The organism is Flavitalea plasmicola (genome assembly GCF_030546645.1).
Taxonomy (GTDB): Bacteria; Bacteroidota; Bacteroidia; order Chitinophagales; family Chitinophagaceae; genus Puia.
In genome coordinates this window covers 195,559-215,171 of the sequence record NZ_JAUOTO010000008.1, presented here as the reverse complement: position 1 = coordinate 215,171, position 19,613 = coordinate 195,559, and the positions used below count along the sequence as shown (strand labels likewise).

The 19,613-nt window shown below is 53.7% G+C and carries 3 protein-coding genes; all 3 read left to right on the top strand.

Going from position 1 to position 19,613, the window contains the following annotated elements:
- Window positions 1–10 precede the first annotated feature (10 nt).
- The 3 genes from Q4E93_RS28680 to Q4E93_RS28670 are packed head-to-tail and all read left to right on the top strand — an operon-like array spanning window position 11 to window position 19,611.
- Window positions 11–367, top strand: coding sequence for a hypothetical protein (locus Q4E93_RS28680; protein WP_303591259.1), 357 nt, complete (start codon window positions 11–13; stop codon window positions 365–367).
- A gap of 27 nt (window positions 368–394) precedes the next feature.
- Window positions 395–9,757 (top strand): non-ribosomal peptide synthetase, encoded by a 9,363-nt coding sequence (locus tag Q4E93_RS28675; RefSeq protein ID WP_303591257.1) that lies wholly within the window; start codon window positions 395–397, stop codon window positions 9,755–9,757.
- A complete protein-coding gene (locus tag Q4E93_RS28670; RefSeq protein ID WP_303591255.1) occupies window positions 9,754–19,611 on the top strand; it encodes a non-ribosomal peptide synthetase in 9,858 nt (3,285 codons plus the stop codon). Before Q4E93_RS28675 ends, Q4E93_RS28670 begins: the two co-directional genes overlap by 4 nt.
- Window positions 19,612–19,613: the final 2 nt, after the last annotated feature.

Sequence of the window (19,613 nt, the reverse complement as noted above, 5' to 3'; positions counted from 1 at the left end):
AGCCGGCCGTATGATATACATTAAGTACATCGCGTTATTGATACTATTCTTCCTGTTGCATTTTTTCTTAAGCAATACATGGCTGATAGCCGCCTGGTGCTTGCTGGGGATCGTATCCTGCACCTGGATCAGGGAAGCACGCCATCCGCTGCTGAACATCATGGCTTTGGAATTAGTCATCGGTGCAGCCTTTTGGACTTTTTTTTGGAGCGGCAATGAAGGGCTTCGGCAAATTGCCTATCATTCCGGCACATCCCCGGTCCTTTGGCCCCTGCTGGCTATTGCCGTGAATGTCCTCACGGCTTTCCTTTGCAGCACTACCTTTTTCTATCTCACCCGGATATCGGTGAAACCACCTGTTTCCTGATACGCACTTTTAAGGAAAAAAAGAATTATGACGCCCTATAAGCCATCCATGTCCCAACGGCTGATCTGGACAGATCAGGCAATATCGGGAGGATCTGCCAAGTACAATATTGGCGGATACGCCTGCCTGGAAGGGGACCTGTCCGTAAGGCTGTTCCGGGAGACTATCCGGCAGATCATCCGTTCGCAGGAGGTCTATCTGACCACCTTCCGGGAAGTGGATTTCGAATTGCAAAGCTGCGTCCACACAGACCGGGAAGATTATGACATCGAGCTCGTCGATCTTGCTGCAGAAGCGGATGCCGAAGCAAACGCCATCGAATGGATGCAGCAGGATTTTGGCCTTGCATTCCGGATGGAAGATAATTACTTGTACACCTTCCGGCTTTTTAAGGTCGGACCTTCCAGGTATCTCTGGTATGCCAAGATCCATCACCTTATCAGTGACGGCATGTCCTTTAAGCTCCTGCTGAACCAGGCGGCGGAAGTATACAACGCATTGTCCCGAAAGACAGACTACGAGCCCGTGATATACAATTATAGCGAGTATGCATCGGACGATAACGAATATTACGCATCCCAGGAAGCTGCCGCTGACAGGGAATTCTGGCTGACGGAGTTCAGGGATATCCCTCCTGTCCTGCTGCCCGATAAGATACCGGGCGCTGAAAAGGGGCCGGCGCAAAGCGATACCCTTTATTTATCCAGGGAGTCCAAAGTTGCATTGGAGGAGATAGCGCAAAGGCATAAGGTCTCAGTCTTCAATATATTGCTTGCCCTTGTATTGATCTATTTCAGCAGGACACAGGGCCGGCAGTCCATAGTTGTGGGCATTCCCGTGCTGAACAGGACGAAGAAACGCTACCGCTCCACTGCAGGAGTATTCATGAACCTCCTGGCGCTGAGGTTCTCAATAGGGGAGACGGATACGTTCCGGGATCTGGCAAGGTCGGTAAGGGAAAAATTGTCCGCTGCCCTCCGCCACCAGCGTTACCCCTATGGCAATCTGGTAAAGGACCTGCAGGTGCCTCCCGACAATTTACTTTATGATCTGCGCCTGTCGTACGAAGACTTCTCTTTTACCTCGGATTTCGGCGGATTGAAAGCCGGTGCAACGGCCCTGTCCAACCACTACGAGACCGACAAGCTGGCCATATACATGCGGGATTACCATGACCATGGCTTCGACGTACGCCTGGTATATAATACAGCGTATTTCAATAAGGACAGTATCGGCTCCTTCATGCATAGCCTGGATCACCTCATCGCATCGCTGGCCCTGAACGAGGACAATCCGGTGAACATGATGTCCCTGCTCGCAGAGGAGGACCGCATCGCGGTCCTGAGATCCTCGCAAGGTCCTGCAAGGGAAAACATATGGCCTTCTTTCCCGGCTATGTGGATGCGTTCCTGCCTTTCCTACCCCGAACGCATCGCCGTCTCGTGCCAATCAGGGTCTTTTACGTACCTGCAAATGGACACCCTTGCCTTACAGCTTTCACGGGCCTTGCAGGCAGCGGTCTCCGGGCGTAATGCCAGAGTCGCCCTCCTGCTGCCCAGATCGGAAAAAATGATCCTTGGTATGCTGGGCAGTATGATAGGCGGGTTCACCTATATCCCGCTGGACCCGGATGGTCCCTCCGAACGGATCGGCTTTATACTGGAGGACGCAGCCTGCTCCATTCTATTGACCTCTTTATCTATGGACAGACCGTTGCATTTTCCCGGGACCGATGTACGCTACATAGAAGACCTGCTGGGTTCGCCGGCCGGCAATATGCATGCTGACCCGCATGATCCGGGCATTCCCTCCACCGCCTATATCCTGTACACTTCCGGCACGACCGGAAGACCCAAAGGAGTCTCTATCTCCTCACGTTCACTGGTGGACTATGTATGCACTTTCCAGGACTACTTTCACCTGACAGAAAAAGAGGTGGTCTTGCAACAGGCCTCCATTTCCTTCGACACCTCCGTGGAGGAAATATTCCCGGTATTGGGCATAGGGGGACGATTGCATATCATCGAAGATCGCAGGGACATCCTTCAACTGCTGCAGACCATCCGCCAGGAGTCAGTGACAGTGTTGAGCACTACCCCCCTTGTATTAAGACAACTAAATGCAGAGACGATGCCTCCCTCTTTGCGCGTTTTGATAAGCGGGGGAGACGTGCTTAAAACGGAACAGGTCGATTTGCTCCTTCATCAGGGTATAAAAATATTTAATACTTATGGCCCTACGGAAGCCACCGTTTGTGCAACCTATTATCCCCTGGAACAACCTGTCCCCGTCGTGCCTATCGGCCGGCCTATCACCAACAGGGAAGTATATGTTCTCGACAGGCAGCGACAGCCCCAGCCATTCGGAGTGACGGGAGAAATATACCTGGGAGGCGAAGGACTTGCCCAGGGGTATGTGAATAACGACACGCTGACAAATGAACAGTTTATCCCGCATATCCTTTGGGAAGGCAAGAGATTGTACCGGACGGGAGACACAGGCATTCTGCGGTCGGATGGTAACTTCCTTTTTACAGGTCGTGTCGATGATCAGCTTAATTACCGCGGCTACCGGGTAGAGGCGGGGGAGGTGGAAAAAGCAATCCTATCGGCTACCGGCGCGGGTGATTGCCTTGTCTGTATCCGGGAATACAACCAGGCACCTTTACTGGTGGCCTACACCCAGGTGGGAGATACTTACCGGTCCCTGCCGGAAGATTGGGCGTCGACAGTCAGAGAAACCATTGCCCGGCAACTGCCGTCATTCATGGTGCCGGATCTGATCATCCCACTACAGGAATTCCCCCTACTCGTCAGCGGAAAGATCAACAGGCAGGAACTGCCTGCCGTCGGCCCGCAGCATTTTCCTGCCAGGGCCAACAGGGTCCTGCCCCTCACACCTGTCGAACAACAGCTTTTCGATATTTGGATGGAGATCTTCCCTTCAGGTGAGTTTGGAGTAGAAGACTCCTTCTTTCAACTGGGCGGCCATAGCCTGTCGGTCATGCAACTGCAGAATCGCTGCTACCGGCACTTCGAAGTGAAGTTGACCCTGCACGAATTGTTTGCCAACTTTACCATCCGTACCCAGGCTGCATTGATTGCGGGCAGATCCAAAGATAACTACGAACCTGTCGCCGCAGGTCCCATTGCAGCAGACTATCCTGTGTCTGACGGACAAAGAAGGTTATGGATACTTAGCCAGTTGGAAGATGAAGGCCGCGGCTATCATTTATCGGGCAGTTGGGAATGGGGGGGGACGCTGGAGCCAGTCCTGCTTGAACAGGTACTTCAAATACAGATAGAGCGGCATGAGATATTACGCACGGTTTTCCGCGAGGATCCCGATGGTGAGCTCCGGCAGGTCGTCATGGACATGAAGGACTATTCTTTTACGCTTAATTACAGCGACAGCATAGCCCCTGCAGACGCCGGAACATACATCCGGGCGGCTTCGGAAAAAGCATTTGATCTTGCAAACGGACCGCTCTTCCGGGCCGGCGTGCTGTATACCTCCGGGGGGAAGCACATCTTTTATTATTGCATGCACCATATCATAAGTGACGGCTGGTCGATGGAAATACTGGGCAGCGATATCATCAGGGAATACGCGATATTGGCGGCAGGCAAAGACATCCCTGAAAGACCGCCGCTGCGCATTCAATACAAAGATTTCGTCCGCTGGCAGCAGCGAAGACTTTCGGGCACTGGATTCGCCGCCCAACGAACCTACTGGATGGATCAGCTGTCGGGCGAACTGCCGGTACTTTCCTTGCCGGCTGACAGGACAAGGCCTCCCTTGCTTACGCACAACGGGCATGAACTCTCGGTCTGGCTAGACCGTGAATTGACAGAACAGCTGCGGGATTGTTGCCTTTCCCGGCAATCGACTTTGTTCATGGGGCTGCTGGCGGGCATATACAGCCTGTTTCTCCGCTACAGCGGCGCCGAAGATATTATCATCGGAACGCCCGTTCTTGGCAGGGAACACATCGATCTCGAAGATCAGATCGGTTTTTATGTCAATACCCTGGCACTGCGGGTGAAGCCTCAACATACAGATAATCTTTCCGGAATACTGGAGAAAGTTCGCCATGTACTGCTCGCTGCCTACTCCAACCAGTTGTATCCATTCGACAGGCTGGTGGGTGATCTTGAAGTGTCCAGAGACCTGAGCCGATCGGCCATATTCGATGTCATGGTCGTGTTACAGAACCAGTCTGCGCGCCTGAATCCTCATGACTCCATGCCTGCAGACCCCACGGGTATTACGGACATGGGACCCTGCTCCGTCATGTTCGATCTGTACATAGAGTTTTGGGAACGCCCGGATGGCCTGCAGATGGGCATTCGATATAACAGCGACCTCTACGAGAGAGCTACGATCATACGATTGACAGAACATTACCGGCAACTGCTGCGGCTGCTGGTGGCGTCTCCCGGTACGCCTATCGGAGAACATGAATATATCCCGGCGACGGAAAAACGAAGACTGCTTGAAGTATCCAGCGGCATGTCCACCAGTATCCCACCCGGCGCCACCATTGTGGATATGCTGGCAGAACAATTACACCGCACTCCGGCATGTACGGCCATCATGGCGGGCGACAGGACCCTTACTTACAGGCAGTTGCATGATGTCTCCGACAAGCTGGGCGCCTGGCTTATCGATCATTATACATTACAGCCGGAAGACCGGGTAGGCATACAGTTGCACAGAGATGAATGGATGATCATCGCCGTGCTGGCCGTCTTGAAGTCCGGCGCCGCATACGTGCCCATTGACCCGGCTTATCCCGGGATGCGCATCGCATATATCCGTTCTGACAGCGGTTGCAAGTTGGTGCTGGACGAGAATGTGCTGGATACTTTTAAAGAATATGACGCCAATCCGGCTATACGCCCTACAGCCTCTCTTCCACATCCGGCGCCTTCCAGCCTGGCCTATGTTATCTATACGTCAGGCTCCACAGGATATCCGAAAGGCGTGATGATCGAACATCGGAGCCTGCTCGCATTTATCACCTGGTGCAGGAAAGAGTTCGACCAGGCGTCTATTGACACGGTGCTGGGTGTAACTTCCCTATGCTTCGACCTTTCCATCTTTGAAATTTTCTATACCCTTTGCAGTGGCAAGAAATTACGGATCCTCCCGGACGCACTGTCTATTCCTCAATATATCACCGGCGCCGGTGGCATCCTGCTCAACACCGTCCCATCCGTGATAGCAGCCTTGCGAAGGGAACAGGTCGATTTTCACAACATCCAGGTACTAAACATGGCCGGCGAACCCATCACCGCCAAATGTATTGAAGACTTCGATACAGACCGCATGCAGATAAGGAATCTTTACGGACCTACCGAAGACACAACTTATAGCACTTCATACCGCCTTCGAAATGACAAAGTCCCTGTTCCCATCGGCGCACCCATCGATAATACGGATATATATATATTGGACCGGAACCTTCGCCTGCAGCCCTTCGGCGTCATTGGCGAACTTTACATAGCCGGGGCAGGGTTGGCACGGGGGTACATAGGCCAGCCGGCATTGACGGCGGACCGCTTCGTATCTCATCCCTTTAAACAAGACGAAAGATTATACCGCACAGGCGACCTTGGACGATGGCTGCCGGAAGGCATTATCGACCTATCCGGCAGGACGGATGACCAGATTAAGCTGAGGGGGCACCGCATCGAGCTGGGCGAAGTAAACAACGCCCTTCGGAGCATACCGGGGATCTCCGATGCAGTAGTGACGGCGAAAGGCAATGAGCCGGGAGAAAAGCAACTGGTCGCTTATCTTGTCGCCACGACCCCGATCACCCCAGAGGCAGTTCGCATTCAGTTGGCCAGTGTCCTTCCATCGTATATGGTGCCCCGTCACTTCATACAGTTGGCAGAACTCCCGTTGACACCCAATGGAAAGATTGACAAGAGCAGGTTGCCGGATCCGCAACTGTTCTCCCTATCTCCCGCTACGGGCTTTACCGCTCCTCGCAATGAGACGGAAAATAAGCTGGCAGCTATATGGGAGGAACTGCTGAATACCGGACCCATCAGCATCACGGATGATTTCTTCGCACGCGGCGGACATAGCCTGAAGGTCATCCGGCTGGCTAACCGTATATACCAGGGATTTCAGGTTCGGCTGGCCATGAAGGAATTATTCGTTCATACTTCGCTGGAACAGCAGGCCCTCCTTATACAACAGGCCGCCACGGTTCCCTTCCTTCAGGTCATACCACTTCCTTCCCGCCATGCCTACCCATTGTCCGCAGCTCAACGCAGGCTTTGGATACTGCACCAGCTAGAAGACGGTGGCGCCGCCTACAACCTACCGGCAGCTTATACCATCAAAGGCAGCCTGGATATTGACGCAATGGACCACGCCTTCCGATCCTTGCTGGAAAGACACGAAATTTTAAGGACCGTATTCCGGCAAAATTCTTCCGGCGAACCGGAGCAAATGATCCTGCCGCCTGAAACTTCGGGATTTACCATAACAACCATCGATCTCCGTCAGGACGAACAGCGCCGGGAAACAGCTCGCTTGCGGATCCGGGAAGCATTTACGGAACGCTTCGACATGACCTCCGGACCTCTGGTGCGGGCTACCCTTTATCATATGGGGGACGATGAGTGGATCCTCGCCTGCGTCCTCCACCATATTATCTGCGATGGCTGGTCGATGAATATCGTCATCCGGGAGCTGTTCTTTTTTTACAAGACCTACAGGCAGGCCAGTCCTTCACCATTGCCCCGCTTGCCGTTCCAATATAAAGATTATGCTTCCTTCCAACAGGAAAGGATGGCCGGACCTGCCATGGCAGACCATCGCCTTTACTGGACAAGTCTGTTCCAGGATGAACTTCCTGTTACAGAGCTGCCGGCCGACAGATTACGTCCGGCCATAAAGAGCTATAAAGGTGCAAAAGTTACTCAAACGCTGCCGGCGGCGCTCACTAACGCCGTCCGCTCACTGGGACTTGAAAAGGGATCCAGCCCGTTTATTGTATTGCTGGCCGCTGTCAGCGCCCTCCTGCACAGGTATGGAGGACAACCAGACATGATCATAGGAATTCCTGTGGCAGGCAGGGATATTCCCGGCCTGGAAGACCAGATCGGATTGTATGTGAATACCCTGGCGCTCCGCTTGCGGCCCGCCGGCGATCGCAACTTCAAAGACTTGCTGGCAGCTACGGCCAGGGTGGTCATGGAGGCTTACGAACACCAGGCGTATCCCTTTGATGAGCTGGTAAATCATCTGGACCTGCACCGCGACGCCAGCAGAAATCCACTTTTCGATGTGATGGTGGTCTATCGCCATGACGGCAACGAACAGGTGGCTGGCCGGAGCTTGCAAGGCCTTCATATCGAAGAAAACAGGGACGTCGTACCGGAGGTCAGTAAATTCGATTGCACCTTCCTTTTCGGGGAAATGGATGACCGTTGTCTATTCGAGCTGGAATATAATACCGACGTCTTCAACGCAGAGACGATCCATCGTATGTCCGGCCACTTTATACAACTGCTGACCTCCCTGGTCCGGGACCCTCTATCACCCGTCGCTGCATGCGAATACCTGGGCGCCGCGGAAATAGACAGGCTGCTGGCCTTCAATCCAGCTCCCGCGCCCTATCCAGCCAACCTGACCATCGTCGATTTGTTCCTCAGGCAGACCACTGCCGCACCCCTAAATAAAGCAGTGATCTGCGGAGAGACGATACTCACTTACCTGGACCTCCATGAAAGGTCAGACCGGCTGGCCTGGTGCTTGCTCCGTAAATATAACATACGCCCCGATGAGCTGGTCGCCATCAGCCTTCCCCGGGATGAAAATATGATCATCGCGATCTTAGGTGTCCTGAAGTCCGGCGCAGCTTTCCTGCCGCTGGATAAAGCATACCCTCCTGACCGGATAGCCTACATGCTGGCCGACAGCCGTTGCAGGATCGTGCTTGACGAAGCATGGTTCACTGCCTTCTTCCGGCACCAGGATACTTATGATGAAGGACCGCTGCCTGTCATCAATAGCCCATCGGACCTCGCTTATGTAATCTATACATCCGGCTCTACAGGACAGCCCAAAGGCGTCATGATCGAACATAGAGGCGTCGTCAACCTCAGCCTGAGCCAGGCCGCGGCCCTGGGACTGCAGGAAGGGATGGGGACACTGCAGTTCGCATCCTTCAGTTTTGATGCAGCATGCTATGAGATATTCAATACCCTGCTTAGCGGCGGGTACCTGCTGCTCCCTCAACAGGAAACGCTGTTGTCCTCCCACCTGTTGTCGGAAATGATCGAACGACACCATCTGTCCGTAGCGGTGCTTCCCCCTTCTTATTACAGCAATATGAAGGAGGCGGCCAAGCGGTTGCGTCTTATCGTTTCCGCCGGCGAACCCCTGCATGTGGACGCAGCTAAAGAGCTCCTCCGCCATGGCATTCGCCTCGTCAATGCATATGGTCCTACGGAGTCCACTGTTTGCGCCACGCTGACAGACATGCCTTTGCTGGCGGATAACCGTACCACCATCGGCCGGCCCATCGCCAATACCCGCATATATATCCTGGACGATAACAGACGCCTGGTCCCACAGGGCGTTCCAGGACACCTTTATATCGCAGGCATCCAGCTCGCCAGGGGCTACCTCCATAAAGAAACCCTGACGGCACAGCGATTTGTGGCCGACCCCTTCGTTGCCGGACAAAGGATGTACCATACGGGCGATCTCGCCCGCTGGCTCGAAGACGGCAATATCGAATTCCTGGGCAGGCAGGATGATCAGCTGAAGATCCGGGGCTATAGAATAGAGGCCGGAGAGATCGTCAATGCGCTGCAATTGCACGAATCCGTGGTAATGGCCGCTGTGATCGCCCACAGTAGTCCCTCCGGGGAAAAAGAACTGGTGGCGTATTTCACCGGCAGGCCGGGGCTGCAGGCTGCCGAGTTGACCGCATGGCTGCATCAACTGCTTCCGGCATACATGATCCCCGCCTGTTTTGTGCAGCTGGATACCATCCCACTGACACCTAATGGCAAACTGGACCGGAAAAGTCTGCCCGACCCGCATCTCCCGGGAAGACGACGAAAAACACCCTGCATGCCTCCCCGTAATGAAATGGAAAAATGGCTGGTAGCGGTCTGCCAGGAATTGCTGGGAAAAGAGGAAATAGGCATTACCGATAATTTTTTCGAGATGGGCGGCCATAGCCTGAAGCTGGCCCAGCTTATTTCGAAGATACATACAGCATTCTCCGTCAGGATAAGTCTGTCGGGCATGTTCAGCGAACCGACGATCGAACGCATCGCCGGGCAGATCACTTTTGCGCTTCACCAGGATCAACAACGCTCAAATAAGGAAAACTTAGTCCAGATCGATATATGAAAAAGCTATTAGAAGATATACGGGATAACAATATCCTGCTGGAGGTAGTGGACGGAAACCTGAAAGTGTTCGCGGAACAGGGAAACGTCGATGCAGGACTGATCTCCGAGATCAGGCAGCGCAAGGATGAGCTGATCCACTACCTGGCCAATACCCGCCCGGGCAATCCGGGAGAAGGCCCCCAGGACGTCATACTTCCTGCGCCGGACCGGAAGGATTATCCTTTGTCTGCCGCCCAGCGGAGATTATGGCTGGCAAGCCGGTCTGAACTGGGCAGCGCTGCCTATAATATGCCCCAGGCTTATTTATTGGAAGGTCGGATGGATCCCCAGCTCCTGCAAGATTGCTTCCATCGGCTGATGGATCGCCATGAAAGTCTCAGGACCGTCTTCCGACCGGACGACAAAGGAGATATCCGTCAACAGGTCCTTACCCTGGAAAAAATGGACTGGCATATCACGCAACGTGATCTCCAAAACAAACCGGACCAGGACGCCATGCTGGTCCGTGCGTTGCGGGAAGATTATAACAAACCCTTCGATTTGCATCATGGTCCGTTGCTCCGGGCGGGCCTGATCCGCCTGTCGGAAAATAAATGGGCCCTCTATTGCGTGATGCCGCACATTATCTGCGACGGATGGTCCATGGGTATCCTTGTCAACGAGCTGTTGTCACTGTATGATGCCGGCATGAACGGCAAAGCCCTTGATCTCCCTCCGCTGCAAATACAATATAAGGACTTTGCTGTTTGGCAGGAGACGCAGATAAGCCTGGATAGGTATAAAGCCCAGCGGGCTTATTGGCGCCAGCAGCTGGACGGTGAGCTCCCGGTGATGGAACTTCCTGTCGATAAGCAGCGTCCTTCAGTCAGGACCCATAATGGCGGTATCCTTCACCGGACGATTGAAAAGCGCAGTTGGGAACAGTTTACCGCCCTTGTCGCAGGCCATGGGTCAACCCCTTTCACGGGACTCCTGGCCATCGTCAATATCCTCTTATACAGGTACAGCAGTCAAAAAGATATCATCATCGGAAGTCCGGTGGCGGGCAGGAACCGTCCAGAGCTGGAGAGCCAGATCGGGCTATACCTGAATACGCTGCCTTTGCGAACAAGGCTTCAGGGAGAGGATGGGTTTTTGAAAATACTGGAACTGGTAAGACAGACAATGCGGGAAGCGCATAGTCACCAGGATTATCCCTTTGACCAGATACTGAACGACATCCAGCTGCCTCGTGACACAAGCCGTCACCCTCTCTTCGATGTATTCATCGACTTTCATGACAACAGCAGCCTGTCGAAGATCCGTTATATGGGAGAGGCAGCCGTGAAGCCATATGATATGGTAGGTCAGACGGTAAGCAAGTTTGATCTGACATTCATGTTCACCGATGCTGGCGATGGCCTGACCCTGGGACTTGAATACAACAGCGACCTGTATGCAAAAGAGACGATCGAACGCCTTCATACACATTTTTCAGGATTGATGGACGCTGTACTCCTTGCGCCCCGACTGCCCATCAGCCGGCTGCCGTACCTCGACAGGGAACAGCAGCGCCGGCTGCAGATAGATTTCAACCTGACCACGGCCAACTATGACGGTTACCGACCTGTAATATCCTTGTTCGCGGACCAGGTCCGGCGATCGCCGGACGCCACTGCCGTGATCTGCGGAGAAGACCGTCTCACGTATGCTCAGCTGGACGGGCGGTCAGAACAATTGGCAGCGGCCTTGCGACGTCACCTGGCGCCAGCGCCGGTCGGGTTGACCGGCATCCTGATGCGGCGGTCTATCGATATGGTGGTCGCTATTTGGGGGATACTAAAGGCGGGCGGCGCCTATGTCCCCATCGATCTGGAATATCCCGAAGAGCGGAAAAGATACATGGTGGAGGATACGGGAATAAAAGTGCTGCTTGCACAGGCCGACATGCTGCTGGAATTGTCATGGTATGATGGGACGATCCTTGCCGTGGACCTGTTGCAACAGGAGGAAGAGCCGGCCCCCATGCCTGCATCCACTTCACCCGACGCACTGGCCTACGTTCTGTATACCTCCGGGTCCACCGGCCGTCCAAAAGGCTGTGCCATCACCCAGGGAAACTTGTCAGCCTATGTACAGTGGGCGAATAATTATTACTTCCATACCGCGGAAGAATCGCACTTCGGTCTCTTTACTTCACTGTCCTTCGACCTGACGGTAACAAGTCTGTTCTGCTCCCTGACACGGGGAGCCGTCCTCACCATCTATGATCATCACGCAGACCTGCCGCAAGTGCTGCGGGATATGTTTGAAGGCCAGGGGAAAGTCTGTTCTGTAAAGCTGACCCCTTCGCATGTACGCCTCCTGAAAGCCATGGAGCTGCGTTCGGAGAAAATACATTGTGTGATCCTGGGAGGAGAAGAAGTGACCCCGGAGTTAGTGGGCATCCTTCGCGGTATCAACGGCAGCATGCGGATATACAACGAATACGGCCCTACCGAAACGACGGTCGGTTGCATGGTGCAGGAACTGGAAGAGGGCGAGGAGGTATTGATCGGCAAGCCCATTTTCGGAACGCAGATATATATACTGGATGAAGGGAATAGCTTGTGCCCCATCGGTGTGCCGGGAGAGATATGCATCGGAGGAATGGGCGTAGGCCTTGGTTATTGGAAAAAAGAGGAACAAACGGCGTTGCGGTTCGTACAGCACTCCTTCGGGGAAGGCCGGTTATATCGGACAGGCGATAGAGGTAAATGGCTGCCAAACGGCCGTGTAAAATACATGGGGCGCCTGGACGACCAGGTAAAGATCCGGGGCTACCGCATCGAGCCCGGCGAAATAGAAGAGGCATTGCTCGGAGTGGAAGGCATACACGAGGCAGCCATAGTGGCTGCGCCGGACCGCAGCGGCAGCCGGAAGCTGGTGGCCTATGTGGTGACATCCGATGCGTGGGATCAGGAAAATATTCAAAGCCTGCTGGCGAGGAGACTGCCGGGCTACATGGTACCGGAAACATATATACGCGTATCGGCCCTGCCATTGACAGCACACGGGAAGACCGACCGCCGGAAACTGGCAGAGCTGCCGTTGGCAGGACAGGAACCCGCTTACCGGCCTCCGCTCAGCGACCTGGAGATACGATTGTCGGAAGAATGGAGAACACTGTTGGGCCGGTCACGCATAGGGTTGGACGATAACTTCTTCTCCCTGGGTGGAGATTCTATCAGGGCCATCACGTTCGTTGTGAAGGTGAATAAATTGCTGGGACTCGAATTACCGTTGGACAAGCTCTATGAGCTCAGGACACTGGAAAAAGTGGCTGCTTTCCTGTCCGCTTTGCAGGAATCCGGCACCGATGACCTCACCGGCACTAAGAAGCTGATCGCGGATTATCACCAGTCCGGCCTGCAGAAGATCCATGCGATCCGGCAGCAGATGGAAGAAAAAGACCGGGAGCTCCATCAGCTACCTGAACAATATGAAGATATCTATCCCATGGTGCCGATAGAACAAGGCATGATCTATTCCTCGCTGCTCAACCCGGAAGAGCCTGTGTATTACGATCAGTTTTCCTATAGGATATACATCGAAGACAAAGACCGGTTTATTGCGGCAATCCATAAATTGGTCCAACGCCATCCTATTCTTCGGACAGTGTACTACATGAGCAGGTTCAACACACCTTTGAAAATTGTTTTACAGGAAATAACAGTGCCGTTGGTCTATGAAGACCTGTCCGGCCTCTCAAAAGAAGAGAAGATCACCAGGATCAACGATTATATCCGGGAAGATCTCGATCGGCGCCTTAGCTTCGACGGCGACCTTTTATGGCGGGTGAACCTTTTCCGCCTGGACACGGACGAATATCATATTACCTACAGCTTCCACCACGCCCTCCTGGATGGCTGGAGCGTATCTGTATTCAAAACAGCCCTTGCGAACTACACCGGAGAGGAGCTGCCGCCCCTGGCGCACAGTTATAAGGATTATTGCGCCGTGCAGCTCGGCAGAGACCGGTCTGCGGACGTAGAAGCCTACTGGAAAGGGAAATTGAAAGGCTACACACGCAATAAGCTGCCTTTTAATTATAAAGGATTGCGTATTTGCGGGGAGACGGGAATGAGACGGGTCACGCACATGCTGCCGGATGCGCTCCTGGCTGACGTGAGGCAGGTAGCCCTGGATCATGGCCTGTCCATTAAATCGGTGTGTGTAGCTGCGCATGTCTGCCTGATGCATATTATCTGCTCGGAACAAGACGTCGTCACAGGAGTCGTGACCCATGACCGGCCCGAGCTGGAAGACGGCGAGAAGATCATGGGATGTTTCCTGAATACAGTTGCCATCCGGATGAATGTAGGAGAACTGACGGACCTCCTTTCCCTGTTGAAGCAAGCCGACGATTACCTGGCGGGGATGAGACCATATGAGGTCCACCTCAGCGAAATATCCCGCATCATAGGTGATACGACCTCTTCGTCTAACCCCATATTCGATACGATCCTGAACTTTACGGATTTTCATACATACGAAAACCTTTCTCTAAAAGGCTCCTTTGCGGACCCTGAAATATCGAATATGGAGGTTGCCAACGAGATGACCAATACACTTTTCGATGTAGAAGTGGATAAAACGCTGGACAAGTTTACAATAAAGATAAAATATGCACCTGCTTATTTCCGGGAAGAAGAGGTGGATTATGCGGCCAGCCTGTATGAGCGCATCCTGGAACAGATCGTCCGGGACGTAAGGCAACCCATCGGCTCCCTGGACCTCCTGACAACGCCGGAGCGCACCGAGGTGCTGGTTGCTTTCAATGCCACCGAGGCACCTTATGGCAGCAATAAGACACTGCACGGACTATTGGAGGCACAGGCGGCCGTATTCGCCGGTGGAATAGCGCTTCGCCAGGATGGCCGGGAGCTTACCTACGGAGCGTTGAATGAGCAAGCCAACCGGCTGGCCAGGCATCTGATAGACCAGGGAGTACGACCGGGCCATTCCGTAGGGCTGCTCGCTTCAAGGAGCTTCGGCATGATCGTCGGCTTGTACGGCATCCTGAAAGCCGGCGGCGCCTATGTCCCCATTGATCCGGACTACCCCGTAGAGCGCCAGGAATATATCCTGTCCAATTCCGGTGTAACTACGCTTGTTACCGATGATGAATATCCGCTGATACAACAGGCGGCAGCTTCTTCGGACAGCGCCCTCCGGGTCGTACATACCGGCAAAGGGCTGTCGCCCGCGGATAGGTATAAAGAACTGACCGGCGGCAACCCAGGGCTCCACATCGACAGCAGGCAGCTGGCCTATACGATCTATACGTCGGGGTCCACAGGACGTCCCAAAGGAGTAATGATCGAACACCATTCCGCCGTCAACCTTATAGAGTGGGTCAACGAAACATTCAATGTCGGGCATGACGACAGGTTGTTATTTATAACATCGATATGCTTCGACCTGTCGGTATATGATATATTCGGCGTCCTGGCCGCAGGCGGCACAGTGGTCATCGGGCGGCGTGAAGAAGTGCAGGATGTGATGCGATTGAAAAAGATGCTGACCGAGGAACGGATCACTTTCTGGGATTCCGTACCAACCACCATGAACTTCCTGGTCGGTGAAATGGAAGAAGAAGCGACAGAACACCGGCAGACAGACTTGCGCCTGGTGTTCCTCAGCGGAGACTGGATACCTGTACAACTGCCCGACCGCATACGCAAATATTTCCCGCAGGCGCAGGTGATAAGCCTGGGGGGAGCAACAGAGGGCACCGTGTGGTCGAACTATTATCCCATTGGGCAGGTGGGACCAAGGTGGAGCAGTATCCCGTACGGACGCCCCATCCGTAATAACTATTTTTATATCCTGGACGACCGGCTCCGCCCTGTGCCCAAAGGCGTTACCGGAGAGCTGTATATAGGTGGGGTAGGGGTAGCCCGGGGATATGCCAATGACGGGGAAAAGACGGCCGCCTCTTTCAAGGCAGACCCATTCAACACCCGCCTCGGCGGAAGGATGTACAAAACGGGCGACCTGGGAAGGATGCTGCCCGAAGGAAATATGGAATTCCTGGGAAGGAAGGACTTCCAGGTAAAGATCAACGGGTTTAGAGTGGAGCTGGGAGAAATAGAAAGCATCCTGTTGAAATACCCGGGCATAAAGGACGCTATCGTCAGCGTATACAAAAACGCCGCCAATAACCAGCTCTGTGCCTATCTGGTGACGGAGGAGGAGCCGGACAGGGAAGCGGTTAATACCTACCTCAGGGCGATACTTCCGTCGTACATGATCCCTGCTCTCTATGTCCGGATGGACGCCATCCCTCTCAACAGCAACGGTAAGATCGACAGGTCGGCATTGCCCTCGCCGCCGGCCAGGGAGGACGTTAACGCTTCAGCCAACATCGCCCCCACCACGGACGTTCAACGGAAGCTGGCATCCATATGGGCGGTTATTCTCCGTCGTGATGATATCGGTATCAGGGATAATTTTTTCGAACTGGGCGCTAATTCTTTATCCGTAGGTACGCTGGTTAACCGGGTGCATCGTGAACTGGGACAGTTGCTTCCGATCAGGGAAGTCTTTCTTCATCCCACGATAGAAGCGCTGGCTCGTTTGCTGGACCACCGCGGAAGCGATCTTTTCGCCGTTGTCAGACCGGCCCCTGCCATGGAATATTACCCTCTTTCCGCCTCTCAGCGTCAGCTGTGGCTGCTGGATCAGTTCGGAGAAGGGCAACAGTCCTACCATATCCCCGGCGTATATGTTTTCGAAGGCAGGCTTGACGTACAAGCCCTGGAATATGCTTTTCAACAGCTTATCGACAGGCATGAGATCCTGCGTACGGTATTCACCACCGACAGCCAGGGAGAAACAGGACAATTCATCTGCCTTCCTTCGGCAATGGGGGGCAAACTCCGGTACAGGGACCTCCGCACCAGTGACGGCAAAGAAGAGCTCGCCCGCCAGTTCATACAGGAGGAGCTCGCAACACCTTTCGACCTGGCAGCCGGACCTCTGCTACGAGCCTGCCTCCTGCAGCTCCTGGACGATAAATGGGTATTCAGTTATACCCTGCACCATATCGTTAGTGACGGTTGGTCCACGGGGATCATTATCCGTGAACTGTTGTTGTTCTACAAACACTATACATCGGGCACGGGCATCAGGCCGGCCCCGTTGCCTATCCAATACAAAGATTATTCTTTCTGGCAGCAGCAATTGCTACAGGGAGCTGATGCCCTGGCGCACCGGAACTACTGGCTGCAACAGTTCGCAGGCGAATTGCCGGTGCTGGAACTGCCCGGCGACAGAGCACGTCCCGCAGTAAAGACCTATAACGGCAATACCATACGGAGAACGATCCCGCCGGCAATATTGACAGGATTACAGGCTATCGCCCTTCAACAGGGCGCAACGCTTTTCATGACGCTGATCGCCGTGATCGACACCCTGCTCTACCGGTACTCCGGCCAAACAGACATTGTCATCGGCAGTCCCGTTGCCGGAAGAGATCACGTAGACCTGGAAGACCAGATCGGATTTTACGTCAACACCCTGGCGCTGCGAACAAAATTCTCAGGCGACGACAGCTTCCTGGAGCTCTTGCAGCATGTCAAGAAAATGACCCTGGAGGCCTTTGCCCACCAGTCTTATCCTTTCGACGAACTGATACGAGACCTGGATATCCGGCGCGATGTCAGCAGGAGCAACCTGTTCGACGTGATGGTTATCCTTCAAAACCACCGGGCAGATGATTCCGCAGCGCTCGGAGAGATACATGAATTGAAGATAACTCCCTACGAAGACATTATCCACGCCAGCAGCAAGTTCGATCTGACCTTCGATTTCGTAGAGACCGGGGACGGATTGCAAACCTCCATCGAATACAATACGGATATATTTGACGAGTCCTCGATCCAAAGGCTGGCAGGCCATCTTATACAGCTGTCTTCCGCCCTCATCGATGAGCCCCGCCAGCCGGTGGGTATGCTGGACTACCTCCCTGACCCGGAGAAGCTGCAGGTGTTGACGGAATTCAATGATACGGCCAGACCCTATCCGGGAGCGGCCACTTTGGTGTCACTTTTCGAACAGCAGGCAGCCCGCACGCCGGAGCTTACGGCGCTTGTGTTTGAAAATAAGACCTATAGCTATCGCTGGCTGAATGAGATGGCCAACCGACTGTGCGCATACCTGAAAGAGACGTATGCCGTCAAATCCGATGACAGGATAGGGCTCATCCTGGATAGGAATGAATGGATGGTCATTTCAATGCTGGGAGTCCTGAAAGCCGGGGGTGCCTGCGTGCCTGTGGACAATGAATACCCGCCCGCCCGGATCGAATATATCACCGATGACTGCAAATGCACTGCTATCATCGATGAAGACGAACTGCAGCGTTTTCTGTCACAGGCACAGCATTATGATACGACAGATATGGCGCCCGCGGGCAGTTCGCACGACCTCGCCTATATTATCTACACGTCCGGGTCCACAGGAGGGGCGAAAGGCTGTATGCTGGAACACAAGGGCGTCGTCAATCACCTGTTCAGCAAGCTGGACTTGCTGCAGTTGCAAGAAGGATGCATGATATGCCATAATTCGGAGCTGCATTTCGTAGGTGGGATATGGCAATTGTGGGCGCCGCTGACTGTGGGGGGCACCGTGACGTTATGCAATAAGAAGGAAATGAAAGACATCGGCCGGCTGTTCGAATTAAGCCGATCGTCCGGAGCAAAAGTCCTGGAACTGATCCCTTCCCAGCTGAATGAATACCTGGTACACGAAGAACATTTGTACCTCCCCTGGCTCAGGACGCTCATACTTACAGGTGAAAAACTGAGTCCGTATTTCGTCAATAAATGTTATGCCGGGAATGCTCATCTGGAAATTATAAACACCTATGGACAGACGGAATCGTCTGATGTCACGGTGTCTTACCGGATACCCAATCCTTATGCCTCGTCCAACGTCCTGGTAGGCACGCCTGTCCGGAATACCCGCATTTACGTGCTTTCTCCTTATCGCCGCCTCAACCCGGTGGGCGTGACCGGAGAGATATATACCAGCGGCGACGGCGTATGCAGAGGTTACATCAACAAACAGGCGCTTACCGAAGAACGGTTCGTCCCCAATCCATTTGAGAATGGGAATATTATGTACAGGACCGGGGACCTGGCCAGATGGTTGCCGGACGGAACACTGGAAGTCCTCGGAAGGACTGACGACCAGGTGAAGGTCAGGGGCTATCGCATCGAGACCGGATATGTGGAAAATATGCTGCTGGGTTATGATGGCGTTGAAGAAGCAGCTGTTCTCCTGGAGAGCAACGCCCGGCGTTCGGGCCCGGAAAGTGCCGGCGAAAAATGCCTGGTGGCCTATATTGTTTGTAAAAACGCGCTCAACGTGGCTGGGGTTCGCGGGTTCCTGCAACAAAAGATACCCGATTACATGCTGCCGTCCTATTTCGTACAGATGGATAAGATCCCGCTGCTGGAAAACGGCAAGATCGATAGGAAGGCGCTGGTAACGCATCCGGGCGTGAAGCTGGATGCCCGTGGGGAGTACGTAGCGCCGTCCTCCGACATGGAGATCGGGCTGACGGAAATATGGCATAAGGTCCTGCAAAAAGAAAAGATCGGCGTCGATGACAGCTTTTTTGACCTGGGTGGTCACAGTCTGAAAGCGACCTCCCTGGTCAATAAGATCAAAAAAGAGTACGGCGTGAATATCACCCTGATGGATATATTTCAACATCCTACTGTCCGCAAGCTTGCACAGGAAATCCAAAAGAAGTTGTGGGCGGACGAATCGTGGCTGCATGCAGCTGCTGTCAGTGAGACAAGGGAGATAATAAGATTATAAGA

Excerpts from the sequence above, each read along its gene's own strand:
- Q4E93_RS28680 (WP_303591259.1), top strand. The coding sequence starts at position 11 with ATGATATACATTAAGTACATCGCGTTATTGATACTATTCTTCCTGTTG.
- Q4E93_RS28675 (WP_303591257.1), top strand. The coding sequence starts at position 395 with ATGACGCCCTATAAGCCATCCATGTCCCAACGGCTGATCTGGACAGAT.
- Q4E93_RS28670 (WP_303591255.1), top strand. The coding sequence starts at position 9,754 with ATGAAAAAGCTATTAGAAGATATACGGGATAACAATATCCTGCTGGAG.